Source organism: Azohydromonas lata (genome assembly GCF_034427735.1).
GTDB lineage: Bacteria > Pseudomonadota > Gammaproteobacteria > Burkholderiales > Burkholderiaceae_C > Azohydromonas > Azohydromonas lata.
Genome location: NZ_JAXOJX010000013.1, coordinates 65,000 through 89,586, shown reverse-complemented (window position 1 = coordinate 89,586; position 24,587 = coordinate 65,000). Strand labels below are relative to the sequence as shown.

32 protein-coding genes are annotated in these 24,587 nt (G+C 64.5%); 28 read left to right on the top strand and 4 right to left on the bottom strand.

The window, feature by feature from the left end; all coding sequences use genetic code 11:
• Nucleotide 1 precedes the first annotated feature (1 nt).
• The 17 genes from SM757_RS10515 to SM757_RS10435 all read left to right on the top strand — a co-directional run bounded on the left by SM757_RS10515 (nucleotide 2) and on the right by SM757_RS10435 (nucleotide 14,759).
• Entirely contained in the window at nucleotides 2-328 is a 327-nt protein-coding gene (locus tag SM757_RS10515) for a hypothetical protein (protein WP_322465429.1), read from the top strand.
• Nucleotides 329-331: 3 nt separating this feature from the next.
• On the top strand, nucleotides 332-1,327 hold the full coding sequence (locus SM757_RS10510) for a hypothetical protein (protein ID WP_322465428.1): 996 nt from the start codon (nucleotides 332-334) through the stop codon (nucleotides 1,325-1,327).
• Nucleotides 1,328-1,330: 3 nt separating this feature from the next.
• Nucleotides 1,331-1,786: a phage virion morphogenesis protein gene (locus tag SM757_RS10505; RefSeq protein ID WP_322465427.1), complete on the top strand. Its 456-nt coding sequence runs from the start codon at nucleotides 1,331-1,333 to the stop codon at nucleotides 1,784-1,786.
• Nucleotides 1,787-1,862: 76 nt separating this feature from the next.
• Nucleotides 1,863-2,519: a phage baseplate assembly protein V gene (locus SM757_RS10500; protein ID WP_322465426.1), complete on the top strand. Its 657-nt coding sequence runs from the start codon at nucleotides 1,863-1,865 to the stop codon at nucleotides 2,517-2,519.
• Between the two features lie 5 nt (nucleotides 2,520-2,524).
• On the top strand, nucleotides 2,525-2,878 hold the full coding sequence (locus SM757_RS10495; RefSeq protein ID WP_322465459.1) for a GPW/gp25 family protein: 354 nt from the start codon (nucleotides 2,525-2,527) through the stop codon (nucleotides 2,876-2,878).
• Nucleotides 2,875-3,762, top strand: a complete 888-nt coding sequence (locus tag SM757_RS10490; RefSeq protein ID WP_322465425.1) for a baseplate assembly protein — start codon at nucleotides 2,875-2,877, stop codon at nucleotides 3,760-3,762. The genes SM757_RS10495 and SM757_RS10490 overlap by 4 nt, the downstream gene beginning before the upstream one ends.
• Nucleotides 3,755-4,420, top strand: coding sequence for a phage tail protein I (locus tag SM757_RS10485; protein WP_322465424.1), 666 nt, complete (start codon nucleotides 3,755-3,757; stop codon nucleotides 4,418-4,420). Before SM757_RS10490 ends, SM757_RS10485 begins: the two co-directional genes overlap by 8 nt.
• Nucleotides 4,421-4,456: 36 nt before the next feature.
• Nucleotides 4,457-6,520: a hypothetical protein gene (locus tag SM757_RS10480; RefSeq protein ID WP_322465423.1), complete on the top strand. Its 2,064-nt coding sequence runs from the start codon at nucleotides 4,457-4,459 to the stop codon at nucleotides 6,518-6,520.
• Between the two features lie 2 nt (nucleotides 6,521-6,522).
• A complete protein-coding gene (locus tag SM757_RS10475; RefSeq protein ID WP_322465458.1) occupies nucleotides 6,523-8,151 on the top strand; it encodes a phage tail-collar fiber domain-containing protein in 1,629 nt (542 codons plus the stop codon).
• Nucleotides 8,152-8,153: 2 nt separating this feature from the next.
• Nucleotides 8,154-8,513, top strand: a complete 360-nt coding sequence (locus SM757_RS10470; RefSeq protein ID WP_322465422.1) for a phage tail protein — start codon at nucleotides 8,154-8,156, stop codon at nucleotides 8,511-8,513.
• Between the two features lie 91 nt (nucleotides 8,514-8,604).
• Nucleotides 8,605-9,780 (top strand): phage tail sheath protein, encoded by a 1,176-nt coding sequence (locus SM757_RS10465; protein WP_322465421.1) that lies wholly within the window; start codon nucleotides 8,605-8,607, stop codon nucleotides 9,778-9,780.
• Between the two features lie 27 nt (nucleotides 9,781-9,807).
• Nucleotides 9,808-10,317, top strand: a complete 510-nt coding sequence (locus SM757_RS10460) for a phage major tail tube protein (RefSeq protein WP_322465420.1) — start codon at nucleotides 9,808-9,810, stop codon at nucleotides 10,315-10,317.
• 36 nt (nucleotides 10,318-10,353) lie between these two features.
• A complete protein-coding gene (locus tag SM757_RS10455) occupies nucleotides 10,354-10,662 on the top strand; it encodes a phage tail assembly protein (RefSeq protein ID WP_322465419.1) in 309 nt (102 codons plus the stop codon).
• An 8-nt stretch (nucleotides 10,663-10,670) separates the two neighbouring features.
• Nucleotides 10,671-10,787: a GpE family phage tail protein gene (locus SM757_RS10450; RefSeq protein ID WP_322465418.1), complete on the top strand. Its 117-nt coding sequence runs from the start codon at nucleotides 10,671-10,673 to the stop codon at nucleotides 10,785-10,787.
• A 27-nt stretch (nucleotides 10,788-10,814) separates the two neighbouring features.
• Nucleotides 10,815-13,250 (top strand): phage tail tape measure protein, encoded by a 2,436-nt coding sequence (locus SM757_RS10445; protein ID WP_322465417.1) that lies wholly within the window; start codon nucleotides 10,815-10,817, stop codon nucleotides 13,248-13,250.
• A 10-nt stretch (nucleotides 13,251-13,260) separates the two neighbouring features.
• Nucleotides 13,261-13,710 (top strand): phage tail protein, encoded by a 450-nt coding sequence (locus SM757_RS10440; protein WP_322465416.1) that lies wholly within the window; start codon nucleotides 13,261-13,263, stop codon nucleotides 13,708-13,710.
• An 8-nt stretch (nucleotides 13,711-13,718) separates the two neighbouring features.
• The gene (locus tag SM757_RS10435; protein WP_322465415.1) at nucleotides 13,719-14,759 is read left to right on the top strand and encodes a phage late control D family protein; all 1,041 of its coding nucleotides are present in this window, start codon (nucleotides 13,719-13,721) and stop codon (nucleotides 14,757-14,759) included.
• Nucleotides 14,760-14,819: 60 nt separating this feature from the next.
• Here SM757_RS10435 and SM757_RS10430 read toward each other — a convergent pair whose 3' ends face one another.
• The 4 genes from SM757_RS10430 to SM757_RS10415 all read right to left on the bottom strand — a co-directional run bounded on the left by SM757_RS10430 (nucleotide 14,820) and on the right by SM757_RS10415 (nucleotide 17,146).
• Entirely contained in the window at nucleotides 14,820-15,197 is a 378-nt protein-coding gene (locus SM757_RS10430) for an ASCH domain-containing protein (RefSeq protein WP_322465414.1), read from the bottom strand.
• A complete protein-coding gene (locus tag SM757_RS10425) occupies nucleotides 15,175-16,227 on the bottom strand; it encodes an N-acetyltransferase (protein WP_322465413.1) in 1,053 nt (350 codons plus the stop codon). The genes SM757_RS10430 and SM757_RS10425 overlap by 23 nt, the downstream gene beginning before the upstream one ends.
• Nucleotides 16,228-16,394: 167 nt before the next feature.
• Nucleotides 16,395-16,748 (bottom strand): hypothetical protein, encoded by a 354-nt coding sequence (locus SM757_RS10420; protein WP_322465412.1) that lies wholly within the window; start codon nucleotides 16,746-16,748, stop codon nucleotides 16,395-16,397.
• A gap of 68 nt (nucleotides 16,749-16,816) precedes the next feature.
• Nucleotides 16,817-17,146: a helix-turn-helix domain-containing protein gene (locus SM757_RS10415; RefSeq protein WP_322465411.1), complete on the bottom strand. Its 330-nt coding sequence runs from the start codon at nucleotides 17,144-17,146 to the stop codon at nucleotides 16,817-16,819.
• A gap of 92 nt (nucleotides 17,147-17,238) precedes the next feature.
• Between SM757_RS10415 and SM757_RS10410 the strand changes: the two genes are divergently transcribed.
• From SM757_RS10410 to SM757_RS10360, 11 genes are all read left to right on the top strand, one after another.
• Complete coding sequence (locus SM757_RS10410; protein ID WP_322465410.1) at nucleotides 17,239-17,610, top strand: hypothetical protein; 372 nt, start codon at nucleotides 17,239-17,241, stop codon at nucleotides 17,608-17,610.
• Nucleotides 17,611-17,644: 34 nt separating this feature from the next.
• Complete coding sequence (locus SM757_RS10405; protein WP_322465409.1) at nucleotides 17,645-18,019, top strand: ogr/Delta-like zinc finger family protein; 375 nt, start codon at nucleotides 17,645-17,647, stop codon at nucleotides 18,017-18,019.
• A gap of 195 nt (nucleotides 18,020-18,214) precedes the next feature.
• Nucleotides 18,215-18,556 (top strand): hypothetical protein, encoded by a 342-nt coding sequence (locus SM757_RS10400; RefSeq protein WP_322465408.1) that lies wholly within the window; start codon nucleotides 18,215-18,217, stop codon nucleotides 18,554-18,556.
• Entirely contained in the window at nucleotides 18,553-21,243 is a 2,691-nt protein-coding gene (locus SM757_RS10395) for a toprim domain-containing protein (protein WP_322465407.1), read from the top strand. The genes SM757_RS10400 and SM757_RS10395 overlap by 4 nt, the downstream gene beginning before the upstream one ends.
• 4 nt (nucleotides 21,244-21,247) lie before the next feature.
• Nucleotides 21,248-21,517 (top strand): hypothetical protein, encoded by a 270-nt coding sequence (locus tag SM757_RS10390; RefSeq protein ID WP_322465406.1) that lies wholly within the window; start codon nucleotides 21,248-21,250, stop codon nucleotides 21,515-21,517.
• 17 nt (nucleotides 21,518-21,534) lie between these two features.
• Complete coding sequence (locus SM757_RS10385) at nucleotides 21,535-22,230, top strand: hypothetical protein (RefSeq protein ID WP_322465405.1); 696 nt, start codon at nucleotides 21,535-21,537, stop codon at nucleotides 22,228-22,230.
• Nucleotides 22,227-22,454, top strand: a complete 228-nt coding sequence (locus tag SM757_RS10380; protein WP_322465404.1) for a hypothetical protein — start codon at nucleotides 22,227-22,229, stop codon at nucleotides 22,452-22,454. Before SM757_RS10385 ends, SM757_RS10380 begins: the two co-directional genes overlap by 4 nt.
• A gap of 2 nt (nucleotides 22,455-22,456) precedes the next feature.
• Nucleotides 22,457-22,909: a hypothetical protein gene (locus SM757_RS10375; protein ID WP_322465403.1), complete on the top strand. Its 453-nt coding sequence runs from the start codon at nucleotides 22,457-22,459 to the stop codon at nucleotides 22,907-22,909.
• Nucleotides 22,910-22,911: 2 nt separating this feature from the next.
• Nucleotides 22,912-23,085, top strand: a complete 174-nt coding sequence (locus SM757_RS10370; protein WP_322465402.1) for a hypothetical protein — start codon at nucleotides 22,912-22,914, stop codon at nucleotides 23,083-23,085.
• A gap of 433 nt (nucleotides 23,086-23,518) precedes the next feature.
• Nucleotides 23,519-24,382 carry a YdaU family protein gene (locus tag SM757_RS10365; RefSeq protein WP_322465401.1) on the top strand — a complete coding sequence of 288 codons (864 nt, stop codon included), beginning with the start codon at nucleotides 23,519-23,521 and terminating at the stop codon, nucleotides 24,380-24,382.
• Complete coding sequence (locus SM757_RS10360; protein ID WP_322465400.1) at nucleotides 24,369-24,587, top strand: hypothetical protein; 219 nt, start codon at nucleotides 24,369-24,371, stop codon at nucleotides 24,585-24,587. The genes SM757_RS10365 and SM757_RS10360 overlap by 14 nt, the downstream gene beginning before the upstream one ends.

The following is a 24,587-nucleotide window of genomic DNA, read 5'->3' as shown; positions in this document are numbered from 1 at the left end:
CATGCCCACTTCCGCTGCATCTGGCTCGCAGGCCGCGACCATCAACACCGAGCATGCCCTGGGTGCGGAGATCACCGCCCCCGGCACTTACGTGCTTGTGGTCAACACACGCAACCTGGTTGCGGGCGACACGCTTGAACTGCGCATCAAGACGCGGATCAAGAGCGGCGCAGCGCTGGAGTCTGCCTACACGGTGAGCTTCTCAAATGTGCAGGCGGCGCTGAACAAGTACAGCGTGCCCGTGCCGAGTGACACCGGGCTTCAGTGCACGCTCAAGCAGGTGGCCGGTACGCCGCGCAACTTCGACTGGAACATTCTCCAGCTCTGATCCGTGAGCAGCCGCTATCTCGCCAGCTACGTCTCGCACGCCGCCAGCCCTGGCGCGATCACCGGGACCGGATTAGCCACGCTTGACCAGGTTGCAGCCGCTGGGGGCGGCATGATCACCGTCTCAGGTACCGGTGCCGCCACGCTGAATCCCATCGTCACCAACAGCGCCGGCGCCGTTACCAGCGTTGGCCAATCTGCCGCGGAGCTGAGCTTGGCCATCTCCGCTGCGGCCGGAGCGGTGGTGGTCAGCGGTGCCGGTGCGGCTGCGCTGAATTCCATCACTGCCATCGGCACAGGCACCGCCGGCATTGCCGGCGAGGCCACCGCGGCTCTGGACCCTGTCACTACCGCAGGCTCAGGCGCCACCAGCCCAGTAGAAACGCCTGATCCCGGAGGGCTCACTGGCACCGGTAGCACCGTGCTGGCGGCAGTCATCACCGCCGGCGCAGGCACTGTCGGTATCGCTGGCCACGGCGCAGCGATGCTGCAGCCTGCCACCGTGCAGGGGTCCGGCACACCAGTGATCGCTGGCACGGCCGCCGCGCAGCTGGCTGCTGTCACGACTCGGGGCATCGGCACATCGCCGACTACTGGGCTGCCGGACCGGCCCGCGGAAGGCTGTGTGCGCACTCTGCCCCGCGTGGGCCGCGTGCGCGGCGAGAGCCGCCTGCGTCGTGCTCAGTACACAAGGACGAACGAGGGAATCATGGCAATCGGCAACCAGCACACGTATGACAAGCTGCCCGGCGAAGCCAAGACATGGGGCATCGACTTCGACGAATTTTTTGTGATCGGCGAGCGCGACGACACACCCATCCAGGCCAGCATCGAGCTCCAGACGGGCGTCAATGCGAGCGTCGTCGGCATCCAGGGTCGTGTCGTGTGGTTTCACGTCCCGCCTGGCGGAGCGCCCGGCCACACTTCAGCCGGCCTCATCACGCTGCAGCTGAGCAGCGGCGACGTCGAGCAAGCGCAGATCCGCGTGCGCATCCGCTGACGTATGGACGGTCTCACCGCCCTCGAGGCCTGGGTTGGCCCGCTGCTGGCCAAGCTTTCGCGCAGCGAGATCCGCCGGCTGTCTGTCACGATCGCGCGTGACCTGCGCAGATCCCAACAGCAGCGCATCGCTTCACAGCAGAACCCAGATGGCTCGCCATATGAGCCGCGGAAGGAGCAGAAGCGCCTGCGCGACCAGGTCGGCTCTCTGCGCCGGGGTGCCATGTTCTCGAAGCTCCGAACGGCCAGATACATGCTGGCTCGTGCCGATGCCGAGGGAGCGCTGGTCGGCTTTCTGGGCCGTGCCGCGCGCATTGCCGCTGTGCACCAAGAAGGCCTACGCGACCGCGTGCAGCCCGGTGGACCGGAGGTCCAGTACCCTGTGCGTGAATTGCTGGGCTTCACACCGGCCGAGATCGAGCACCTGCGCGACCAGCTGCTGCAGCACCTCGCTCGCTGATCGCTGAAGGTTCGCAGAAGGGCAGCACCCACCGCCGTGCGTGCTTCGCGCGATGCATGTCGGCACAGTGGCCGGCATGGTCGCAGCTTCGTTCGCCGAGCAATCTCGGCTCCTTCTCAACTTGATTCGCCTCGGCACGATTGCCGAGGTGGACCACGGCGGCACGCGCTGCCGGGTGCGCAGCGGCCAGCTGCTCACTGCGTGGCTTCCATGGGTCACGTTGCGCGCCGGCACCACGTGCACCTGGTCTCCGCCAACGGTCGGTGAGCAAGGTCTCCTGCTGGCCCCTGGTGGCGACCTTGCCGCGGCCATCGTACTGCTGGGCATCAACAGCGACGCGCACCCGGCGCCGAGCGACGACCCGGACGTCACGACCACACACTACCCGGACGGTGCCGTCACCAGCTACGACCACGCCGCACATGCCCTCAGCGTCACGCTGCCGGCAGGTGGAACCGTCGACTTGACAGCGCCTGGTAGCGTCACCGTCCACTCGCCGTCGATCACGCTCGATGCGGAGCAGACCACCTGCACCGGCCAGATGCTGGTGCAAGGCCTGTTCACGTACCAAGCCGGCATGGCGGGCTCTGGCAGCGCCGGGCGCGGCGCTGCGGCCGTCATCCAGGGGACCGTAGAGACCACCAATGATGTGATCGCCAATGGCATCAGCTTGACCGGCCACACCCATACCGGAGTGCGCGCCGGCGGTGAGTCGTCTGGAGGCCCGCAGTGACCGGCATGCACCGCATATCAGGCCGCGCAATCGACGACCTCGATCACCTCCGCCAGTCCATCGCCGTGATCCTGACCACGCCGATCGGCAGCCGGGCGATGCGCCGGGACTTCGGCAGTCTGCTGCCGGAGCTCATCGATCAGCCCGATAACGGGGCAACGCGCGTACGTCTGTTCTCGGCTATTGCCGGCGCGCTCATGCGCTGGGAGTCGCGCGTGCGGATCTCGCGCGTGCAAATCCAAAGCGGTGCACAGCCTGGCCAAGCCGTTGTGTTGCTGGACGGCATCTACATCCGACCTGAAGGCCCGCAGCAGCTGCTCGCGCTGCGCGTGCCGCTACAGAGCCAAGCCGCCGCATGATCGATCTCTCCTTGCTCCCGCCACCCGACGTCGTCGAGACAGTCTCATTCGAGTCGATCCTGGCCGAGCGCAAAGCCCGCGCGGTCGAGCTCATGCCCGAACTCGCAGCAACGATCGATCTCGAGTCCGAGCCGGTCAATGTGCTGCTGCAAGAAAGCGCATACCGCGAGGTGCTGCTGCGGCAGCGCATCAACGAGGCTGCCTGCGGCGTGATGCTCGCGACGGCTACCGGTGCCGACCTGGACCAGCTCGGCGCTAATGTCGGCGTCGCCCGACTCGTGATCGACGCCGGCGACGCATCGGCAGTGCCACCGGTCGCGCCCACGTACGAGAGCGACGCTGCCTTCCGCGGCCGCATCCTGCTCTCGTTCGAGGCTTACACCACGGCCGGTAGCCGCCAGAGCTACGAGTACCACGCGCTGTCAGCAAGCGGCGATGTGCTCGACGCCAGTGCCGTGAGTCCAACGCCCGGCCATGTCACGGTCTACGTCCTATCACGCAGCGGCGTCGGCACCGCCAGCGCGCCGCTGCTGGCCGCCGTCTCTGCTGCGTTGTCGGCCGAGGACGTTCGCCCGCTCACTGACACCGTGAGCGTGCTCTCAGCGTCGATCGTCCAGTACCAGATCACCGCGACCCTGCACCTGCAGGACGGGCCCGACCCCGACGTTGTCCGCACCGCCGCGCTTACCGCTGCGCGGGCCTACGCAGCCGAGACGCATCGGCTTGGTCGTGTCGTCAGCCTCTCCGGCCTCTACCGCGCTTTGCACCAGTCCGGCGTGCTGCGGGTCGATCTCACTGCGCCGGCCGGCAACGTCGCGATTACCGATGGCCAGGCGCCCTACTGCACGGCAATCACGCTGACGACGGACGTGCTAGATGGCTGACGCGACGCTGCTCCCTCCGAACGCCACCGCGCTCGAGCGCGCTGTGGCCACTGCGTGCATCCCAGCCACAGATCTGCCGGTACCGCTGCGCGAGGCGTGGAATCCGACGAGCTGCCCAGCACCGCTGCTGCCATGGCTCGCATGGGCCTGGAGCGTCGATGCATGGGATACGACGCAGATGGACGAAGCCGCGCAGCGCGCTGCCATCGCGTCGAGCTTGGACGTGAAGCGACACAAGGGGACCGCCGGCGCAATGCGCCGCGCCATCGACGCGCTGGGCGCCACCGTGCGCGTCCAGGAATGGTTTGCGCAGGCGCCGCAGGGCGAGCCGTACACGTACAGGCTGCACGTCGACGTGACGCAGAGCGGCGTCAGCTTGCCGCAACTGCAGCAGCTGCTGCGTACTGCACAGCAGACCGCGAACCTGCGCTCGCACTTGTCCGACGTGACGGTCACGGTCACGTCCGAGGCGGCCATCACGTGGGCCGCCGCAGCGTGCTCCGGCCACGAGATCAGCGTGGCCTACGTTCCCCCGCTCGCGTACTCGGACGGCTCACCCGCATTCGGGCTGATCAATGACGCACTGCTGAACGGTGAAGACAACACCGTCGCCGCCATTCAGGCCCTGCATGCCTGCATTGCTTCCCTCGACCTCTAAGCCCCTTTGCCTATGACTACGCCACTGAAGGACCTGGTGGTCCAGTTCGAGACCGACACCGGGATTGCTCATGACGTCGTGCACGGCCCGGCGACGGGGCCGGGGAGCCTGGTGGCGACGGAGGGTGGCCTGGTTCGCACTTTGGCTCGCATGCAAGCTGAAGCTGCGGCACAGGTCACCGAGGCGGTGTTCCGGGTGGAGAACGTCGAGGCGTTGTTGGCCATGGATCCGCCTGCGAGGCGAACCGTTGTTTATCTTGAGGGCTACGACAGACCCGGCGACGGTGGCGGCGGTTCGCTGATCTGGATCCCGGCCAGTACCAAGGCGCACAACGGGGGCACGGTGTTCTGCCCCTATAGCAACCCGCTGAACGGACGGTATGAGCGTGCGGCAGACTACATGAATGCGGCCTGGTTCGGCGTCATTGGTGACGGCGCCGACTACACCGGGCGCATCGATGCTGCGCTGGACTACACGAGCACGAACGGGCTGCCCCTGTCCCTCCCGGCTGGCTACCACCCATATAACGGCAGCGGCCACGCGTTCGCCGGTCGGCGCCTGTTTATCGAGGGCGCCGGTCAGGACGTAACGGTCATCGGTCTGGGACTCGTGTCTCGTTTCATTGATACGGCAACGGCAAAAACGGAATTACTGCTCAAGGGAATTCAGTTCTCCGGCGGCCTGGGCGCATTCCGCAGCAGGTTCGCGGGCGTCAATGTTTCATTCAAAAAGGAAATTCGCGATTGCATATTTACCGGATACACGGGTTGCGCAATTGAAACAAACGGCGCCGACGAGCCGTATTGGATAATCGACAAAAACATTTTCACGGCAGCCAATAGTACGTCAACAATTGGTGTTGCTATCGGCAAGAATGCAGACGGCTCTATAATTTCTCGCAATTCGTTCCTAAAAAACAGGATTGATATAAAGTTGCGCAGCGCCGGAATGGCTGTAATTCTTGAGGACAACGATTTTATTCATTTTGATTCCGGCAATGGCACGCCGAGAATTCGCGTGTGGCTTGTGCCGGAAACGGCAATTGCAAATATTGGAACCGGATGCGAAATTAAGGGTGGAAAATTCGGCAACGAGAATCAAGTTTCTAGCGACTATCACATAGTTTATGCGGAGGAAGCAGCAGGCGCCTATAACGGCGACATGATGCCGGTGCTAACGGCCGACTCGGCAGCGTATGTCGCTGGGTGCCACGTAACAGGAGTCAAATTTAGCGGAAACGATTCTGGACATCCGCCGTTGATTTATTCGACGACGCCGCACATCCGTGCTGCTAACGTGTCGGACAATGTGCTGGACGGTACTCAGCCTGCGTATCTGCTCCAGTTCCGTACGCCTCCTGGACCTGACGCAAACAATAGCAACAATATTTTCTCGAATAACCGGTCGCTTGATGGCGGCATAAACGTTGTGCCTGTACGGGTGTCGAACGGGTATTTCATCGGTGGTCTGGTAGACGCAACCAGCCAATTCGCGGGCGACTACATGAACCCACTGCCGCACAGCGCCGGCGGTGCGGACCGCGTTGGCTTCTCTTCCATTTACACGTCGCGCGGCGTTGCGCTCACTGTGCTGCCCGGAGTCGATGTCGTTGGCATCACTGACGCGACCGGCGAAAACGAGGCCTACACGCTGAGCATCCAGGACGGCACCGGCGTGAACGTGCTGTTGGATGGCACCAAGATCGCTGTTGGCGAGGTGGCATGGGTGGAGATGGACGCAAGGCTCTCCGGCGCACAGCCACTGGCCAAGCTCACGATGCGCGTCATCCAGTACGGCAATGCCGTGCACTTGATGCGCCAGATCATTCCCGGTCCGCGCTGGAACCGCTATCGGTTCCCGATTGTGTTCCGCGAAAACACGACCACGATCGTGCTGCAAGTGCTCAACCAAACTGGTGCAGCCGGCACGGTGGATTTTGGGCGTGCCCGTGTGTACCACGGGCGTGAGCCCGCGGTATTTGGGCGAGCCACGTTCGAGCAGCTCAACCTCGCGGCCCTGCCATCTGTGCCGTACGGACTGCCAAGCGGCTCGCTGTGGGTTGACGCCGCAGCGGGCAATGTCGTCAAGCGCGTTTCTTGATCATGACCTACCGCACCATCCACACCTCGTACGGCCTGCGCCGCCAGGCCGCGGCCGAGGCCGCCGGCGTCGCGATCAATCTCACGCACATGGCCATCGGCGACGGCGGCGGTGTTGACGTCACGCCAAATGAGGCACAGACCCAACTCGTGCGCGAGGTCTACCGCGCACCGGTCAACCGCGTGTACCAGCTGCCGAACGACCCGAGCACTTACGTCGCCGAGCTCGTGCTGCCCGCAAATGTGGGCGGCTTCGTGATGCGCGAGGCGGGCCTGTTCGATGCAGATGGTGGGCTGTTTCTGGTTGGCAACCTGCCAACCACGGTCAAGCCCACTGCAGCAGACGGCGCCTTCAGCGATGCCGGCGTGCGCCTACTCTTCAAGGCGTCCAACGCCAGCGTGGTCACGCTTCAGCTCGACCCGGCCGTCGCTCTTGCAACCCATAGCTGGGTGACGAACAACATCACCGCCGCGGCACTGCTGCCCGGCGGCACCACGGGGCAGATCCTCAAGAAGGTCAGCAACGAAGACGGCGACACGGAATGGGGCGACGCCAGCACTGCCAACGTTGTTGTGGACGTGATCGAGGAGAAGCAGTCGCTGGTCAATGGCCAGACGCTTGTGACGCTGAACGAGTGCACGACGCGCGGCCTGGTCGTCTATGTCGACGGCCTACGTGTGCCGGACGACGAGTGGACCAAGCACGCGACCGACCCGACGAAGTTCACCTTCAACACGCCCATGGTCGGCGCACACGAGCTGATCGCCGCGCAGAACGAGCCGGTGGGCGACGCGCCGGCGCCGCTTGAGCGCAGCCGCAACCTGTCCGACCTACAGAGCGCTGCCACGGCACGCGCGAATCTGGACGTGTTCAGCCGCTCGGAGGCCCGGCAGATGGCACCGGCCGGACTGGTCGCCCACTTCGCACGCTCATCAGCGCCGGCAGGCTGGCTCAAAGCCAACGGCGCCGCAGTGTCGCGCACGGCCTACGCGGATCTTTTCGCCGCAATCGGCACAACCTACGGCGCAGGCGACGGGTTCAACACGTTCCGGCTGCCGGACCTGCGCGGGGAGTTTCTGCGTGGCCTCGACGACGGCCGCGGCGTTGATCCGCTGCGCGCCCTTGGCTCGGCTCAGAGCGATGCCAACAGGTCTCACAACCACAGCGCGACAACCGCCAGCAGCGGCAGCCACAACCACAACGCGACGGCTGCAAACAGCGGTGGGCATGCACACAACGCTAGTGCGAGCAGCGCCGGAACGCACTCGCACACCGCAACGGCTTCCGATGTCGGAGACCACCAGCACGATTCAGCGTGGGGCGAACACCCGAACTCCGGCACAGCGCCATTCGGCTCGTCCGGGCGAGCCAACGGCTACGGGTCGAACAGCACGGATACCGACAACCCGGGCTGGCTGACGTCCGGTGCCGGTGGTCACGGCCACAGCGTCACCGTGGACCAAAGCGGCGCGCACACGCACGCCATTAGCGTGCCGGAGGCCGGCGCGCACACGCACACCCTCAACGTCGCGAATGCCGGCGCGCACACGCACACAATCACCGTCAGCGCGGTCGGTGAGGCCGAATCCAGGCCTCGCAACGTGGCCATGCTGGCGTGCATCAAGTACTGAGCATGTCCACAAAGCCAGTTTTCCAACTCGACGCCGCCGGCCTGTTCGCCGGCGTGACCATCGCCGACGAGAGCCCCATGGAGCCCGATGTGTGGCTGCTGCCCGCCGGCACCGTGGACGCCACGCCGCCGGCGCACTGGCCGCCCCTGGTGCTGGCCCTCTTCGCCACCGAGGAGCAGCTGCAGAGCCAGGCGCTGGCCGAGCTCACCGAGTGGCCGCGCTACAACGGCGCGACCTGGGAACTGGTCCCGCGCCCGCGGCCCGCTGACCAGGTGCAGGCCGAGCCCACGGCCGTGGAGAAGCTGGCGGCATTCCTCGCCGCAAATCCAGACGTCGCCGACCTCGTGACGCGCGGCGGCTGAGCCGTAATGTGCTGAGGGGCAGCCACCACCGCAGGGCGTGCAATCGGCTGCGTGCTGAGCCACCCTCGGAGGGTCCGCCTACGGAGCCTCCATGCCCATCACAAGTTACCACCACGGCGTCCGCATCGTCGAAACGACGGACGGAAAGCGACCGATCCGCGACATCTCCACGGCCGTCATCGGCATGGTGGTGACCGCGTCCGATGCTGATGCAACTACGTTCCCGCTCGACACGCCGGTACTGCTCACCGACGTGTACGCCGCGATGGCCAAGAGCGGTGACCTGGGCACGCTGTCGCCTTCTCTCGAAGCCATCGCTGCGCAGACCCGCCCGCTGACGATCGTCGTGCGCGTGGCCGAGGGCGCAAACGCAGCAGAGACGACGAGCAACGTCGTCGGCACCGTCACGCCGGCCGGAAAGAAGACCGGCCTCAAGGCGCTGCTCACCGCCGAGGCCGTCACCGGCCTGGTGCCGAAGATCCTGGGTGTGCCAGGCCTGGACACGCAGGCCGTCACCACCGAGATGGTGGCGATCGCGCAAAAGCTGCGCGCCATGGCCTACGCGTTTGCGCACGGTGCGGACACGGTCAGCGAAGCCATCACGTACCGCGACGAGTTCGCCGCACGCGAGCTGATGCTGCTGTGGCCAGATTTCAAGCGCTGGGACACCGACACCAGCGCCTCGGTGCTTGCCCCGTCGACGGCCTATGCGCTGGGTCTGCGCGCGAAGATCGACAAAGAGCAGGGCTGGCACAAGACGCTGAGCAACGTCGCCGTCAACGGCGTGACCGGTATCAGCGCCGACGTGAGCTGGGACTTGCAAGATCCCGCAACTGATGCCGGCACACTCAACGCCGGCGAGGTCACCACGCTGGTCCGCCGCGACGGCTACCGCTTTTGGGGTTCGCGCACCTGCAGCGACGACCCTCTGTACGCATTCGAGAGCGCGACGCGTACCGGCCAGGTGCTGGCCGACATGATCGCGGACGGCCACATGTGGGCCATCGACAAACCGCTGCGTCCTGGGCTCATCAAAGACATCATCGACGGCGTCAACGACAAGATCCGCAGCCTGGTCACCGCCGGCCGGCTCATGGGCGGGCGCTGCTGGTGGGAAGAGTCTGCGAACCCGGCGTCGCAGCTGGCCCAGGGCGGCGCAGAGATCAAGTACGACTTCACGGCGGTCGCACCGCTGGAGAACCTCCAGTTTGTGCAGCAGATCACCGACTCGTACTACGCCGATTTCGCCAAGGGCATCCGCGCCTGAGGCCGCAACCACTGACCGAGGCCTGACATGGCATTGCCCCGCACCCTGAAAAATTTCGCGTTGTTCTTCAACGCCGTGAGCTACGTCGGCGAGGTGCCGAAGATCAAGCTCCCGAAGCTGGCTCGGAAGATGGAGGATTACCGCGCCGGCGGCATGAATATCCCGGTCAAGCTGGACTTCGGCATGGAACCGCTGACGCTGGAATGGACCGCCGGAGGCTTCCTCCCGAGCGTGATGCTGGACTTCGGCGCGGGCACCCACAACGCGACGATGCTGCGCTTCGCGGCTGCATTGCAGTCCGAGGACGCCTCCGGCTACGAAGGCCTGGAGGTATTCGCGATGGGCCGACACAGCGAGATCGACTTCGGCGAAGCCGAGGCCGGCAAGCCCACCGAGCACTCGTACAAGACCGAGCTCAGCTACTACCGGCTGACCGACAACGGCACGCCGATCATCGAGATCGATGCGGTCAACATGATCGAGCGCATCGGCGATGTCGACCGCATGGAAGAAATCCGGGCGCTCCTGGGCCTCTGATCCGACTCAACACATCCAACTCCAACGGCTACACCCATGAGCATCGACGCCACCCTTTCCAAGCCCATCACGCTCGACACGCCCGTGCAGCGCGGCGAGACGAAGATCACCGAGATCCAGGTCCGCAAGCCCAACGCCGGCGAGCTGCGCGGCGTGCAGCTTGTGCCGCTGATGAACATGGACGTGACCGCGCTGCAGACCGTGCTGCCGCGCGTCACCGTCCCACCGCTACTGGCCCCGGAGGTGCAGCGCATGGACGCGGCTGACCTGGTGCAGCTTGGCACGGAGGTCGTCGCTTTTTTGCTGCCGAAGGCCGCGAGGCCGGCGGAATCCCCGACCGAGTAGAGGCGGCGATGGCCGACCTGGCCATCACCTTCCATTGGGGCCCGTCCCAGCTGTGGGCCCTCTCTCTGGCCGAGCTGATGGCCTGGCGCGAGATGGCCCGGGAGCGATCCGAGCCGGCCGAGTGATTACCCACCCGACCGAGCACACCGCACATGGCATCCGCCCGTGACCTGCGCCTGCAGGTGATCCTCCAGGCGATCGACAAGGTGACCGCGCCGCTGCGTGGTATTTCGACCCATAGCACCGAGGCCGCAAAGGCTCTCAAAGCCGCCCGCGATCAGCTCAAAGAGCTGAACGCTCAACAAGCCGCCGTGCAGCGCTTCCGCGAGCTACAAACGGCCCTGAAGGCGAGCCAGGAGCAGGCCCGCGCGGTACGCGCGCGCATCGAGGAGCTGCGCAATGCCCAGACCGCCGACGCCGCGGCGGCGCAGGCGCAGGCGCGCGAGCTCGCCGCGGCCGAGAAGGTGCTGCGCAGCCTCACGCGAGCCACAGAGCAGCAGACCGCGCAGCTCAAGCCCATGCGCGAGCAGCTGCAGCGCATGGGCATCCGCAACGTGGCCGCGGATGAGCAGCGGCTGCAAGATGCCATTCAGGCGACCACGGGCACCATCTACCGTCAGCGGGCGGCGCTTGACGCCCTGGCAGCCACGCAGAAGCGCCTGGCGGCCGCGCGTGCCACTTACGACAAGAGCCAGCGCCTGGCTGGCAATCTGGCCGGCGCCGGCGCGGCTACGGGCGCCGCCGGCGCCGCGGTGGGGCTGCCGGTGGCCAAGGCCGTTACCGACTACAGCAGCTTCGAGGACGCCATGCTCGGCGTGGCCCGCCAGGTGCAGGGCGCGCGTGACGACAGCGGTCGGCTCACCGAGGTGTACGCCGCGATCAAGCAGCAGGTGCACGAGCTGGGCCGAGAGATCCCGCTGGCCACCAACGACATCGCCGCCATGGTCACCGCCGGCGCGCGCATGGAGGTGCCTACGGAAGCGCTCAAGGGGTACACGCGCACCGCGGCCATGATGGCCATCGCGTTCGACGCCGTGCCCGACGAGATCGCCGAAGCAATGGGCAAGGTCGGCAAGAACTTCAAGATCCCGGTGACCGACATCGGCAGCCTGGCCGACTCGATCAACTACCTCGACGACAACGCGATCAGCAAAGGCGCCGACATCATCAACGTGCTCAACCGCATCAGCGGCGTCGTGAGCACCGTGAAGATGAGCGCGGCCGATGCCGCGGCGCTGGGCTCTACCCTGCTGACGCTCGGCGACACGCGAGAGACAGCGGCCACGGCGATCAACGCGATCACGCAGAAGTTCGCCGCGGCCGAGAAGGGGTCGAAGAAGTTCCAGGCCGCGATGAAAGAGATCGGCCTCAGCTCGAAGGCGGTCCAGAAGGGCATGCAGGTCGACGCGATGGCCACTTTCAACCAGGTCGTCAACGCCGTGCGCAAGCTACCTCAGGACAAGCGCATTGGCGTGATGGTGGAACTGGTGGGGCTGGAGCACTCCGACACGCTGGCCAAGCTCGTGGACAAGCCGGAGGAGTTGCAGCGGCAGCGCGACCTGGCCAATGCACCGAAGGCGCAAGGCTCGATGAGCAAGGAGTTCGCGGCACGGCAGGACACGCTCAGCGCACGCTGGCAGATGGCTCGCAATAGGACGTTCGAACTCACCACGGCGCTGGGCGAGAGCCTGCGGCCCGCGCTCATCAACGTGATGGGCACGCTGGGTCCGATCATCGAGCGCACCTCGGCATGGGTACGAGAGCATCCGGTGCTTGTGGGCTGGATCATGAAAGGCGCCGCGGCGCTGTCGCTGCTGCTGATCGTCATGGGAGCCATCACGATGGCCCTGGCTGCGTTCATTGGCCCCTTTGCCGTCATCCGCTACGGCCTTGCGCTGTTCGGCATACAGGCCACGGGCACGGTGGGCGTCATTGGCCGGCTCGGCACTGCAGTGCGGTTCATTGCCGGGGCGTTCATGAACCTCACGCCCTGGGGGCGCGTCATCACGCTCCTGAGCATCGGCGCCACGCTGCTGTTCTCGAACTGGGACAACATCGTGTCGTGGATGAGCGGTTTGCCCGCTAAGTTCGCGACCATCGGCGCGCAGCTCGCGCAGGGCTTGGTGCATGGGCTCACGAGCGGCTGGTCATGGGTGCGCGACGGCATCACCGGCCTGGCCGACAGCGCCGTGGGTTGGTTCAAGGAAAAGTTGGGCATCCGCAGCCCCAGCCGGGTGTTCGCGCTGGCCGGCGGCGAGATCTCCGCCGGTGCCGCCCAGGGCATCGTGCAGCGTCAGAACCTGGTGCGCCGAGCCGCGCTGGGCATGGCCGCTGCGGCCACTGCGGCGCTGCCGCTGGGTGCAGCTGCGGGTGAGCAGCCGCCGATCAACGTCGACCGCCGTCCACCGTTGCAGGCAGCCGCCGGCGGCGGGGCTGCCGTAACGGGCGGCGGCAACACCTACCACTTCACGATCAACGCGCAGCCTGGCCAGGACCCGGAGGCCATCGCGCGCGCCGTTGAGGCCGCGCTCAATCGCCGCGACCGCGCCGCGGCGGCCCGCCGGCGCTCCAGCCTGTACGACGACTGAGGAAATCCGTATGCAATATCAGATGCTGGCTTTCGGCCAATTCGTGTTCGGTCTGCCCACGCTCGCTTACCAGACGCTGAGCCGGCAAACGGCCTGGCGCCATGCCAGCAACAGTCGCGTCGGGGCACGACCAGCGCGGCAGTTTCTCGGCGCCGGTGATGACGCAATCACGCTCAGCGGCCTGCTGGTTCCTGAGTTCGCCGGTGACCGGCTCAGCCTGGACCAGCTGCGTGCGATGGGCGACGCGGGCGGCGCATGGCCGCTCGTTGGCGGCGATGGCCGGGTGTTCGGGCAATTCGTGCTTGAGCACGTGCACGAAACCGGCACGCTGCAAATCGCCGATGGCACGCCGCGGCGCATCGAGTTTGAGCTGCAGCTGCAGCGCGTGGACGACAGCCTCACCGACAGTGTCGGCGGCAACGACGTCGACGTGCTGCTCGACGAGGCCACAGCCCCATGAGCACGCCCATGGACCCCGTCCGCTACCCGCACCCCGCGTACCGCATCACGCTTGACGACCAAGACCTCACACCGAAGCTGAGGCCGCGGCTGCGCAGCCTGACGTTGTGCCTGGCTCGCGGAGGCGAGGCCGATCAGCTCGACCTCGTGCTTGATGACCACGACGGTGGGCTGCAGATCCCAAGCACCGGCGTGGAGCTTGCGCTCTGGATCGGCTACGTCGGCGACCTGGTGGACATGGGCACGTTCACCGTCGACGAGATCGAGCACAGCGGCGCGCCGGACGAGTTGCACATCCGCGCCCGCAGCGCGAACCTGCGCGCCGAGCTGCGCAGCCGCACTGAGCGCAGCTGGCACGGAACGACGCTGGGGAGCATCGTCAAGACGCTGGCCAAGAAGCACGGCCTCGCCGCCCGCGTGGACCCGCGCCTGGCCAGCCGCGCCGTGACGCACGAGGACCAGAGCGAGAGCGACGTCGCGTTCCTGCAGCGCCTGGCCAAGCGCTTCGACGCCGTGGCAACGGTAAAGAAGGATCGGCTGCTGTTCCTGCCGATCCAAGGCACGCAAACGTCCACTGGCGCGCCCCTGCCCACGATCACGCTCACGCGCGCCGCCGGCGACCAGCACCGGTATCACACCAGCGACCGCGACGCGTACACCGGGGTGGTTGCGTACTGGCACGACCCAGCCCGCGCGAAGCGCCGGGGGGTAGTCGTCGGCACGCGCAAAAACGCGAAGCGCCTGCGCGAGACTTTCACAGATGAGGCTTCAGCACGAGCGGGCGCGCAAGCCGAGTGGAAACGCATCCAGCGCGGCGCGGCGACGCTGCAGCTGACGCTGGCTCTGGGGCGGGCGGACCTGGCGCCTCAGACGCCGGTGGCTGTGACCGGGTTCAAGCCGCAGATCGACGCCGGCGAGTGGTTGACCGTAAAGGTGACGCATACCCTCGGTGATGGAGGATTTACGACCAGCGTCGAACTGGAGAACGGCGCGGCGGCCGAGGACACGGGAGAAGCGGCGGAAGACGTGAGTAACGAAGTTGACGAGTGACCCCTGTTGCTCAAACAAAAAAGCCCGCGTTAAGCGGGCTTTTTCTATCGCGCACAGAAATTATTGAGGCACGTAGGCATAAGACTGCGGAGCCACTCCACTGGGGAGATACTCATTGAGCTTCTTAGGGTTTTTAAACCTTTTTACGCTCTTCACCTCAATAGCGTACCCAACATCTCTACCGTGAAAATATTCCGCAAAGAAATTTTCCGTGATTCCAGAAAAATCTTTCGTCATCTTCCACAGCTGCTCAGGATGTTCTGCGTGAACGCGCTGTATAGTGAATTCGCCTATCACTTTACCGACCGGCATAGTCGCATATATTACGACAGTTTTCACACGCGCATCGCGATGCACACGCCTCCTGAACTCAAAACGCTTGGATCCGTCAAGAATTCTGTAAGCGTATTCCGGTTTAATCGATAACAAGATTTTCATCTAGTCCTGCAGCAAATAAAACGTCACGGAGTTGTTTTTTACTGAGGCGCATCAGCCCCCAGTATTCATTGGGATCAAACCCCATTGCATCAATCATTTTACCTCGAGTAATTCTCTTGGGAAGTGCAAAGTTGTATGTAAACCTCAGAACATGGGGGTAGTCTTGGGTTTCCCAAAGACTCTTGAGTTCATCCAACTCAAAGACACTGTAAGGCTGACAGTACCTAATAAAAGCATTAATGTCAGGGAACGTAGAAATATGCCTGCTTTCCTCCACTACAGCTACAGACGTAGCCACCGACCGATAACGTGCAGGACCCAAATTGTCCGTAGTGCGATAAATCAGTATCACGTCACCAACCTGAATACGACCCATACCGCGCATACCAGCCAAGTAAACCTTATGGATGCTGTTGGTATGAGACACATCCATAACGATGGATGCATCTTCACTTTTCAAAATGGAGTCTGGTAACAACCGAGTGTGCCAGATAGGTTTTATGGAAAGCAGGTAGATGGCTTGAGTACCAAGCTTCACGAGCGGATAGCGTTCAAGAGTCGAGCCCTTGTCAACGAGCATCTCCTTAACAAGAACCAACTCCGTGCCGTTCTTGGTGGTCTTGGTCGATGCCTTAACGAAACCATAGCGTTCAAACAAAGCGACCAGGGCACTGTGCTTTTCGAAAACTGTGACGTAGACTTCCTTGGCTCCTTCTGTGATGGCATGGTCAAATATCTTTTTCAGAAATCTCTCACCAAGCCGCGTTCCGTGTGGGTTTATTTTCATAGTCCCCACTTTTATTCTTATCGCCGCAGGAAGCGCAGGAGTTACATCAGTCAGCGGTCCATCCTCACGCTTGAGGTAAAGAAAACCTTCGATGCTCTTATCATCATCCCCATAGAACACATACGCATGGTCCTCAGCTTTCTTAGCGAACCACGTGGGAAATTCCTCGTAGTCCTTCTTCAGCGAGTCAAAGAAGGGGTCCGAAAGGTCAATGTCCTTGAATTTTTGCCTAGAAAGCGTCATCACCTACTCCTGTAAAAACTTCTTATTTGTTAATAGAGCTTCTTACTTCAGAAGCCACAGTTGGCGTTGGCACAGATCTCTTACCCGGGAAGCGCAGAACGACAGCAGTAGCCCACCTATGGTGAACGGGTAGGCCTGAAGGTTCTCCACCGGCCGGGTTCTCATGCTCAGCTCTTGAACTGCCCCGATGCCCTGCACTTTTCAGTGGCCAGGTTGACCACGTCGACGAGGTTAGAACTGCGTCGGCCCTTGGCGTCTGTCACTCTCCAAACCTCGTCGATGTCCCGCGCACCAAACTCCCGCTGTGCGCGGTGCTTACTCATCACGCCATAGGCCTTTCCGTTCGGGGCCTCCAGCATCACGATATCTGGCCCCTGGCACAGCACTCGCACCGGCTGCACCGTCAACGGCCAGTCGCCCTTGATGTCGGCCGCGCTGATAGATCCAGCCGGCGCAGCGCTCGCCGCTGTGGCCACCACCAGGCTGGTCACAGCCAGCAAGCTGTCGATCGTCTTCTTCACTTCCTCTCCCTCCATCACAGCGCATCGAGGCTCCCCACTACGGGCAGCAATCACCGAGCGTCCCTGATTTATTTCTTCTGCTGTTGAGCCAATGCAGCCAGCACCGTAGACGCGGCTTGACGGCCCTCCGCTGCGGCGCGCCGGTAGTTCTCCACCAGCATGGCCTCCTCAGCCGTCAGCAGTGCAGCTGCGGCCTCTACGCGCTGGCCCGTGATGACGTAGTGCACGTCCACCCCATGCTGAGCCAAGCGCTCCAGGTACTCCCAATCCGGCGCTCTTTCACCCGCCTCGTAGCGCCCTTGAGCAGCGCGGCCCACGCCGCCAATGGCGCCCATCTCCTCCTGTGAGATGCGAAGTTTTTCACGCTCCTCTCGGAGTCGGTTACTTTTTGTGCTCATTTGGCTGCAAAGTTCCTTGCAATGCGACCGTTTGGCTGCAATCCTGCGTAAGCGTTCAACAGCCAATTACACACTCAAACGGGAGCCGTTCCATGCCGACCGAGAAACCTCAGCGATCGCCAAAGGGCGTTTCCGATTTGCCAATCGCCCTTGACCTGCCACCAGCGCAGATGGACTTGGTGGCCAAGTACGCGAGGGGTGAGAACCGCACCAAGTCGGCATTTGCACGGTTGCTCGTGAAACGAGGCTTGGCGGCCTACAAGAAGAATCCTCGGGTGCTGTCCAGCGTTCGAGTTGATGGTGCAACTTCTCGGCGGCACATCGGTTTGCGACTGATGCCTGACGAGGTCGCAGACCTGGAAGAAGGCGCGCGGAAGGAAATCCGCAGCGTCGCATTGTTCGCGCGCCTTCTGGCGCTTGTGGGCCTGGCCGAGTTCGAGGAGGAGCTCGGCGTGGGTACCTGACAACCACCACAGCAGACGTAGTAGGGAGCCCTTCATGACAGAAATTGCCACGACAACGCACCAGCGAGGCGGCCGCATGCGGCTCGGCTTTTTCTGTCCCCATTGCGGCTGCCGTTCCACCGGAAGGAACAACCGGTATCTGAGCCCGCTGCTGATGGAGTTGACGTTCGTTTGCAACAACCTGCAGTGCGGCCACATCTACGTGGCCCAGATCGAGGCCGTGCGCTCGTTGTCTCCCTCATCCATCCCCCGTACTGATATTCAGCTGCCACTGTCGCAGCACGTGAGGCGCGGTGCGCTCAATGCCGTGCTGAGCAACAGCCCTGTTGCTGCTACTGCTGACCCCGTCGACGACGTCCCCGCTGCCAGCCGCACTGGTGACCTGTTTGAAGGCCTTGCCTATGGCTGACGGATACCCACGCAGACGCGTCCGCCGCAAGGCCTGACGCGTCACCCCACACACGACATCAACCAGCGGAGCCTGCTCGGAGGCTCTGCGGGAAACGCTCAACCTGCTGTATCCGTTGACATGAAAACGACCCCAACGCCAACTGTTCTGAGCACGGCATGCATGCGCCATGAGCTTGAGCGCCACGAGAACCGCATGCGTGAGCTGCGAACGCTGACGCAGCACCTGCAGCGCCTGCAGGCCTACGTGCCTGCGTTGGTAGCCAAGGGCGTCGTGCTGGGCCCGAATGAGATAAACCTGGACACCAGCCGTAAAGGTCGCCCGTCCATCTACGTCACGGCGCCGCTGCAAGACCACAGGAACCATGCCCTGTACCGGGCGCTGCTTGAGCTTGGCTTCACGAAGCGTGAGCAGTTCGACCGCGGCGCGTACACGCTGCTGCTGCTGACCTTGGGCCCCGTGCGCCTGTCGTTCGCCGCAGGACTGCCGCTGCCTGAAGTTCAGGCCTCCGCAAGCGTGGAGATGGCCACGGCATGAATGCAGACCTGCAGCAGGACTTGCTCGACGCATTCGACGAGTTCGATTTCAAAGCCAAGGGAGGCTGGCTGCGGCGCGGCAAGTGCCCGCAGTGCGGCGAACGCGAGCTCTACACCAACGCCGATCACCCGTGGGTGCTCAAGTGCGGCAGGCTCAACCGGTGCGGCTACGAAGAGCACGTCAAGGCCCGCTACCCCGAGTTGTTCGAAGACTGGTCGAAGCGCACGCGCGAGGAAGCCAAGACGAACCCGGATGCCGCAGCCGATGCGTACCTCTCCATCGAGCGAGGCTTCAACCTGGAGCGCATCAAGGGCTGGTATCGCCAAGAGGCCTACTTTGACCCAGAGGCCGACAACGGCCGAGGCGCTACGTCGGCAACCGTGCGCTTCCCGGTCGGTACTGCGTATTGGGAGCGGCTTATTGACCGACCCGGCCGGTTCGACAAGAAGGCGCACTTCCGCAAGGGCAGCTCATTCAAGGGAATGTGGTGGCAGCCCCAAGGCCGCGACTTCGCCCGCGCCACCGAGATCTGGATTCCAGAGGGCATCTTCAACGCCATCGCGCTGGACCACCACGAGCTGCTCGCGGCCAGCAACATGAGTTCGAGCAACTACCCCGGCGCGGCGCTGGACGCCATCGCGGAGGAGTGCAAGGGTCGCAGCCTGCCGCGCCCTACCCTTGTATGGGCTCAGGACAACGACAAGGCAGGCCGCGAATACATGCTCAGGCACGTCAGGCAGGCCGAGAAAGCGGGCTGGACGTGCAAGGCTGCGCTTGTGCCGCAGACCGGTCGCCGCAAGCTGGACTGGAACGATCTTCACCAGCTCGGCAAGCTCGACGGACGCATGCTGGAAGAGTGCCGCTACCAGGGCGACCTGCTGCTGGCCAAGAGCGCGCTCGACAAGGGCTTGCTCATCTACCGGCACGACGGCCGGCACGAATTCCATTTCGATTTCGAGAATTCGCTCTACTGGTTCAAGCTGGACCTGGACGCCTATCACAAGGAAATCCAGGAGCTGCAGAAAGAGGGGCGCAAGAGCGACGAGGAGCAGCCCGCTGTCATCGAGCAGGCGCTGCTCAAAGCGCACGCGATCACGCGCATCGCCGAGTGCGTGCCCACGCCGCTCTACTACCTGGCCAACCGCATGACGGATGAGGCTTGGTATTACCTGCGCATCGTGTTCGCTCACGAGGGGCCAGAGGTAAAGGCCACGTTCACCGCGTCGCACCTTTCCTCCGCTACCGACTTCGGCAAGCGTCTGCTGCACGTCGCCCCTGGCGCCATGTACAGCGGCACGTCGCTGATGTTGCGCCGCATGCTGCAGAAGCAGCTTTTCAACATCCCCCGCGTCGAAACCATCGACTACGTGGGCTACACGGCCGAGCACAAGGCCTACGTGTTCAACAAGTTGGCCGTGCAGGACGGGCGCGTCTACAAGGCCAACGACGACGACTACTTCGAGCTCAACCGGCTGCAGATCAAGTCCCTCATGGGCCTGCCGCTGTCCATCAATCCGGATCTGCGCGACTACTCCGATGCATGGGTGCGGCTGCTGTGGACGGCCTACGGTGCCAAAGGCTTCGTTGCCCTGGCGTACTGGCTGGGGACGCTGTTCGCAGAGCAGATCCGCGCGGCCCAGCAGTCCTACCCGTTCCTGGAAATGTGCGGCGAGGCAGGCACCGGCAAAACGACACTGCTGGAGTTTTTCTGGAAGCTGCTGGGCAGGGTCGGCTATGAGGGCTTCGATTTCGTCAAGGCTTCAGTGGCGGGCCGCAACCGGGCGCTGGCCCAGGTTTCGAACCTACCCACGGTGCTGATCGAAGGGGACCGTGGCGGCGCCTCCGAGGACAAGGGCCCTCACGTTCGCCAGTTCGACTTTGACGAGTTGAAGCCGATGTACAACGGCCGCGGCATCCGCGCCCGGGGCGTGGCCGACGGCAGCAACGCCACGCTGGAACCCCCGTTCCGCTCGTCCATCGTCATTGCGCAGAACGCGGCCGTCCAGGCCTCGGAGGCAATCCTCAGCCGCATCGTGCACATGCGCTGGACCCGTGCACACCACAGCCCGGAGGGCCTGGCCGCGGGCAAGTCACTGGCTGCCATGCCCATCGAGCAGGTGAGCGGCTGGCTGATCAAGGCGTTGGCATCCGAGCGCGCCGTCTTGCAGAAGGTGCTTGAGCGCGCACCCGTGCACGAGAAGCGACTGCTGGACAAGGTCAAGATGGTGCGCATTGCCACCTGCCACGGCCAGATCGCGGCGCTGGCCGAAGCGCTGCGCCTGGTTGTGCGCATAGAGGACTGGCAGTTCGACGCTGTGATGAAGCAGATCGACGCTATGGCCATCGAGCGGCAGGCCGCGATCAACACCGACCACCCCATGGTCGTCGAGTTCTGGGAAGCGTTCGAGTACTTGGACGGCGGCGCAACGCCGGTGAACCACTCGCGCAAGGACGACACCACGGTGGCCGTGAACCTCAACCACTTCGCGCAGGTGGCGCGCCAGTACGGCCAGAACGTACCGCTGCTGACAGAGCTGAAGAAGCACTTGCCTACATCGCGCCGCTACAAGTTCATCGGCACCAAGAACGTGAACTCGGCCCTCAAGGAGGCGAACGCGCTCAACAAGAGCAGCGCGATCTGGTGCTGGGTATTCGAGCGCCCCGCTGAGGACCGCCCGGAGGCCTGAAGCCATGCGCCGCACCCTGATCCCTTCCGATGCCGATTTGCGCGCCGCTTGGGCCCGCCTTGGCCGTGAGCGGGCCATGCCCTCCACCTACGAGGCTGCCATGGCGCAACCGCTGGCCAGCCGCCTGGTGCGCATCAATGCCATCCAACACCTGCAGCGCGGCGCCGGCGCGCGGCAGCAGCAGCCGGTGCCTGTGCAGAGGCCCGGTGCTCATCACCACCACCGGCATTTCGACCCCAAGAGCCTCGCCGCCGGCGAGCGCGACGACGACTGACCTCAAGGAGCCTCGCTATGAACGTCAACCCGATGACCCTGACCTACCACCGCGGCGCACGGATAGCTGGCCGCGCCACCCGCGCCGCGGCGCCCCTGCACCTGATCGGCTTGGTAGGCCAGGACGGTGCCGAACGCCGCATTGCCCTGCAGGCGTTGCAGGCGCTGGGCTTCCAGGCCTGCAGCTTTGCCAGTGAGCTGCAGCGCCAAGCCGGCGAAGCTTGGTGCATGGACCAGCGGCACCTCGCTCCAGGCGAGTGCTGGGAGGTGCCGCTGCAGGCCCTGGCCGCGGCGCGCTGCGCAGACCCGTTCTTCCGCGCCTGGGCGGCCCGCCGCGGTCTTGACCTGGACTGCGCGCGCAGCCCCCGCTGGGCCACGATGCACTGGAGCCTCTACAAACGCGAAGCCGATGCCTGGGCGTTCGTGCGCGCCGTCGAAGCTTGGCTCGTCGACCAGCACGTGCGCCATGGCAGAGACCGCCTGGTCATCACCGACGTGCACACCCTCCAGGAGTACGAGCTGCTGCAGCACTGGGGCGCGCGCACGCTGGAGCTGGGCCTGCAGCGCATGGAGGGCCCAACCGGCGCGCACGACGCGTGGGTGAACACCGGCGACGCCTCGCACCTGGCTCAACGCGTGGCCACCACCGTGGCCGAGCTGTTCGGCGAGTCCGCCATGGGCATCGGGCGCTACATGAACGGAGGCCGGGCGTGAGCAACAAGATCGTTTCTGTCAGCGTGGAGCTGACCCCGGTAGAGGTAGCCATGGTGGAGGCTTTCCTGGCCGGCTGGCTGAACCGCACAGGCAGGCTGCCTGATGGCGGCCCGAGCCGATTGGAGCTCGTGTCCGGGGTTGTGCGTGTGCGTCAGGCATGCGCGCTGGCCTTGGGCACCGACAACGCACGTTCCATCAACAGCGGCAAGCGCGACGAGGCCTGACCATGCCTATCAAGCCCGAAAACGCTGGCCGCTACCCCGCTGACTGGCCTGAGGTCCACCGGCGCATCTGCGAGCGCGAGGGCTACCGCTGCAAACACTGCGGCGCGCCCGACCGCGAGCGCATCGCCCGCGGAACCGGCAAGGACGCCGGCACTTACATGACCTCGGACGCACAAGTCTTCGATGCAGAGACCGGCGAGCTGCTCACTGAGCAGTACCGGCACACCGATTACGAGCTGGACCACATGGTCACCATCGTGCTCACGGTGGCGCATCTCGACCAAGTCATTGAGCACGGCGACGACGAGAACCTCGCCGCGCTGTGCCAGCGCTGCCACCTGCAGCTCGACCGCCCATTCAACCTGGCCAAGGCCTGGCTCACCCGCCACAACGGCCGCGGTGTGTCCGACATGTTCGGGTTCGATGGCACGGTGCCACTACTGGTGAGCATATGACCATGCTCACCCCCGCCTACCACGACCTTATCCGCCTGCTGGCCCAGCAGGCGGCCCGGGAATGGTCGCTGGGGCAACGGCATCCCGCCGACGAGCCCCAGCCTCACCCCCAGAAATGGGACGGCGCGGGAGAGGGGTTGCAGCCCTCGCCCACGCCTGACATGCCCGACCTCTGACCGGAGTACCCGACATGTTGCGCCGAGCATCCCACAAAAACAGCCACCTTTCCTGCCCGCCAGGCCCCATTCACTGTGTAAGCGTTTCGCACTCTGCGATAAGATGCGCATGTCGCCGCTTATCGGCGATGCGGGCTTGGCAGCCCGATAGACCCAGCGGCAAAAGCCGCACCTCCCGCAGGACCTGCGGCTTTTTCGTGCCTGAGCACGCCTGTTCCAATGGCTGCCCGGGTGGGGAGGCCGCAAGGCCTGCCGGTTTACAGCCTCCGCTGGGTCGCCGGTCTGCCAACCCCACCTCGGGCCGCCGCCCTTTCTTGGCAGGAGGGGCAGCGGCAGTTCAACCGACTGACCCGCTGGAGGCCTTCATGGCTCTCTCCTTCCGCACCTGCGCATCCGCGCCGGCTCGGCACTCGCACGCACGAGGAGCCGGGGCATGAACTACTTCCCCTTTCACCTCGGCGACTACGCAGCGGCGACGCTGCACCTGAGCCTCATCGAGGACGCTTTGCTGTGCCGCATGCTGCGGCGCTACTACCTGGACGAGAAGCCGTTGCCGGCCGACGTGGCCGAAGTGGCCCGGCGCGTGGGCGCCCGTAACGCTGACGAGCTGCAGGCCGTTGACCTGGTGCTGCGCGAGTTCTTCACGCTCACGCCGGATGGATGGCGCCAAGCGCGTGCTGACCGCGAGATCGCCGCCTACCGCGCCGCAGCCGAGCGCGGCCGCGCCGGCGCCAAGGCGCGCTGGGAGCAGTCCGAGCTGCTGGACGACTTGTCCACAGGTGTCCCTGGCAATGCCAACCAGGAACCAGGAACCAAGAACCAAAAACCAGCTGCTGCACGCCGTGTGGATAAGGCGAAGAAGGCCAAAGCCACCCCGGCCATGGCCGAGGCAGCCGGTGCGGTGTGCGAGGTGCTGCGCGCCGTGGGCCTGAACGATGCCGACCCGCAGGAACCGTTGCTGCACGAACTGCTGGCCAGCGGCGTGACCGCGCAGGACTTGGTTGCCGTGGCCGTGCGCGCGGGGCATGCGGACCACCCATTCCGCTACACGTTGAAGGCGGCAAAAGGGCGAATCTCTTCTCAGCCTGAGGGTCGGGAGTGTGATTTGCTTACACTGTATGGACATACAGTGATCGATGCGGGCGCAGCAGACCATGCCCGTACCCAGGATTACCTCAGCCGGCTGTTGCTGTCAGACGATCAACGGGCAAAGGCACAGGCAGAGGCGCGACGCATCCGAGAGGAGTTGTCGCTGGGCAAGAAGTCGAAGAAGGAGCCTGCTGATGTCGCCTGCTGACTATGTCCCCGTTCCTCGCCGTGCTGCGGCCGAGCAGATGAGCAAGATCGACCGCGTCGATCGACAGCTCGAAGCCCTTCTCGCGCTGCTCGCTGCTGCGGGCGAGAACCGACTGGCTGCCAGCCACGTGCACGAGCTGCTTCTCCCTACGCGCAACGACCTCGCCGCCGCCGCCGAGGCGTGGCATCGAATCCTGGGACATTGA

Excerpts from the sequence above, each read along its gene's own strand:
- SM757_RS10485 (WP_322465424.1), top strand. The coding sequence starts at position 3,755 with ATGGCTGACGCGACGCTGCTCCCTCCGAACGCCACCGCGCTCGAGCGC.
- SM757_RS10360 (WP_322465400.1), top strand. The coding sequence starts at position 24,369 with ATGTCGCCTGCTGACTATGTCCCCGTTCCTCGCCGTGCTGCGGCCGAG.
- SM757_RS10470 (WP_322465422.1), top strand. The coding sequence starts at position 8,154 with ATGTCCACAAAGCCAGTTTTCCAACTCGACGCCGCCGGCCTGTTCGCC.
- SM757_RS10475 (WP_322465458.1), top strand. The coding sequence starts at position 6,523 with ATGACCTACCGCACCATCCACACCTCGTACGGCCTGCGCCGCCAGGCC.
- SM757_RS10385 (WP_322465405.1), top strand. The coding sequence starts at position 21,535 with ATGAACGTCAACCCGATGACCCTGACCTACCACCGCGGCGCACGGATA.
- SM757_RS10490 (WP_322465425.1), top strand. The coding sequence starts at position 2,875 with ATGATCGATCTCTCCTTGCTCCCGCCACCCGACGTCGTCGAGACAGTC.
- SM757_RS10505 (WP_322465427.1), top strand. The coding sequence starts at position 1,331 with ATGGACGGTCTCACCGCCCTCGAGGCCTGGGTTGGCCCGCTGCTGGCC.
- SM757_RS10405 (WP_322465409.1), top strand. The coding sequence starts at position 17,645 with ATGACAGAAATTGCCACGACAACGCACCAGCGAGGCGGCCGCATGCGG.
- SM757_RS10370 (WP_322465402.1), top strand. The coding sequence starts at position 22,912 with ATGCTCACCCCCGCCTACCACGACCTTATCCGCCTGCTGGCCCAGCAG.
- SM757_RS10435 (WP_322465415.1), top strand. The coding sequence starts at position 13,719 with ATGGACCCCGTCCGCTACCCGCACCCCGCGTACCGCATCACGCTTGAC.
- SM757_RS10440 (WP_322465416.1), top strand. The coding sequence starts at position 13,261 with ATGCAATATCAGATGCTGGCTTTCGGCCAATTCGTGTTCGGTCTGCCC.
- SM757_RS10460 (WP_322465420.1), top strand. The coding sequence starts at position 9,808 with ATGGCATTGCCCCGCACCCTGAAAAATTTCGCGTTGTTCTTCAACGCC.
- SM757_RS10495 (WP_322465459.1), top strand. The coding sequence starts at position 2,525 with ATGCACCGCATATCAGGCCGCGCAATCGACGACCTCGATCACCTCCGC.
- SM757_RS10450 (WP_322465418.1), top strand. The coding sequence starts at position 10,671 with ATGGCCGACCTGGCCATCACCTTCCATTGGGGCCCGTCCCAGCTGTGG.
- SM757_RS10375 (WP_322465403.1), top strand. The coding sequence starts at position 22,457 with ATGCCTATCAAGCCCGAAAACGCTGGCCGCTACCCCGCTGACTGGCCT.
- SM757_RS10445 (WP_322465417.1), top strand. The coding sequence starts at position 10,815 with ATGGCATCCGCCCGTGACCTGCGCCTGCAGGTGATCCTCCAGGCGATC.
- SM757_RS10430 (WP_322465414.1), bottom strand. The coding sequence starts at position 15,197 with ATGAAAATCTTGTTATCGATTAAACCGGAATACGCTTACAGAATTCTT.
- SM757_RS10410 (WP_322465410.1), top strand. The coding sequence starts at position 17,239 with ATGCCGACCGAGAAACCTCAGCGATCGCCAAAGGGCGTTTCCGATTTG.
- SM757_RS10395 (WP_322465407.1), top strand. The coding sequence starts at position 18,553 with ATGAATGCAGACCTGCAGCAGGACTTGCTCGACGCATTCGACGAGTTC.
- SM757_RS10425 (WP_322465413.1), bottom strand. The coding sequence starts at position 16,227 with ATGACGCTTTCTAGGCAAAAATTCAAGGACATTGACCTTTCGGACCCC.
- SM757_RS10400 (WP_322465408.1), top strand. The coding sequence starts at position 18,215 with ATGCGTGAGCTGCGAACGCTGACGCAGCACCTGCAGCGCCTGCAGGCC.
- SM757_RS10455 (WP_322465419.1), top strand. The coding sequence starts at position 10,354 with ATGAGCATCGACGCCACCCTTTCCAAGCCCATCACGCTCGACACGCCC.
- SM757_RS10415 (WP_322465411.1), bottom strand. The coding sequence starts at position 17,146 with ATGAGCACAAAAAGTAACCGACTCCGAGAGGAGCGTGAAAAACTTCGC.
- SM757_RS10465 (WP_322465421.1), top strand. The coding sequence starts at position 8,605 with ATGCCCATCACAAGTTACCACCACGGCGTCCGCATCGTCGAAACGACG.
- SM757_RS10390 (WP_322465406.1), top strand. The coding sequence starts at position 21,248 with ATGCGCCGCACCCTGATCCCTTCCGATGCCGATTTGCGCGCCGCTTGG.
- SM757_RS10365 (WP_322465401.1), top strand. The coding sequence starts at position 23,519 with ATGAACTACTTCCCCTTTCACCTCGGCGACTACGCAGCGGCGACGCTG.
- SM757_RS10500 (WP_322465426.1), top strand. The coding sequence starts at position 1,863 with ATGGTCGCAGCTTCGTTCGCCGAGCAATCTCGGCTCCTTCTCAACTTG.
- SM757_RS10515 (WP_322465429.1), top strand. The coding sequence starts at position 2 with ATGCCCACTTCCGCTGCATCTGGCTCGCAGGCCGCGACCATCAACACC.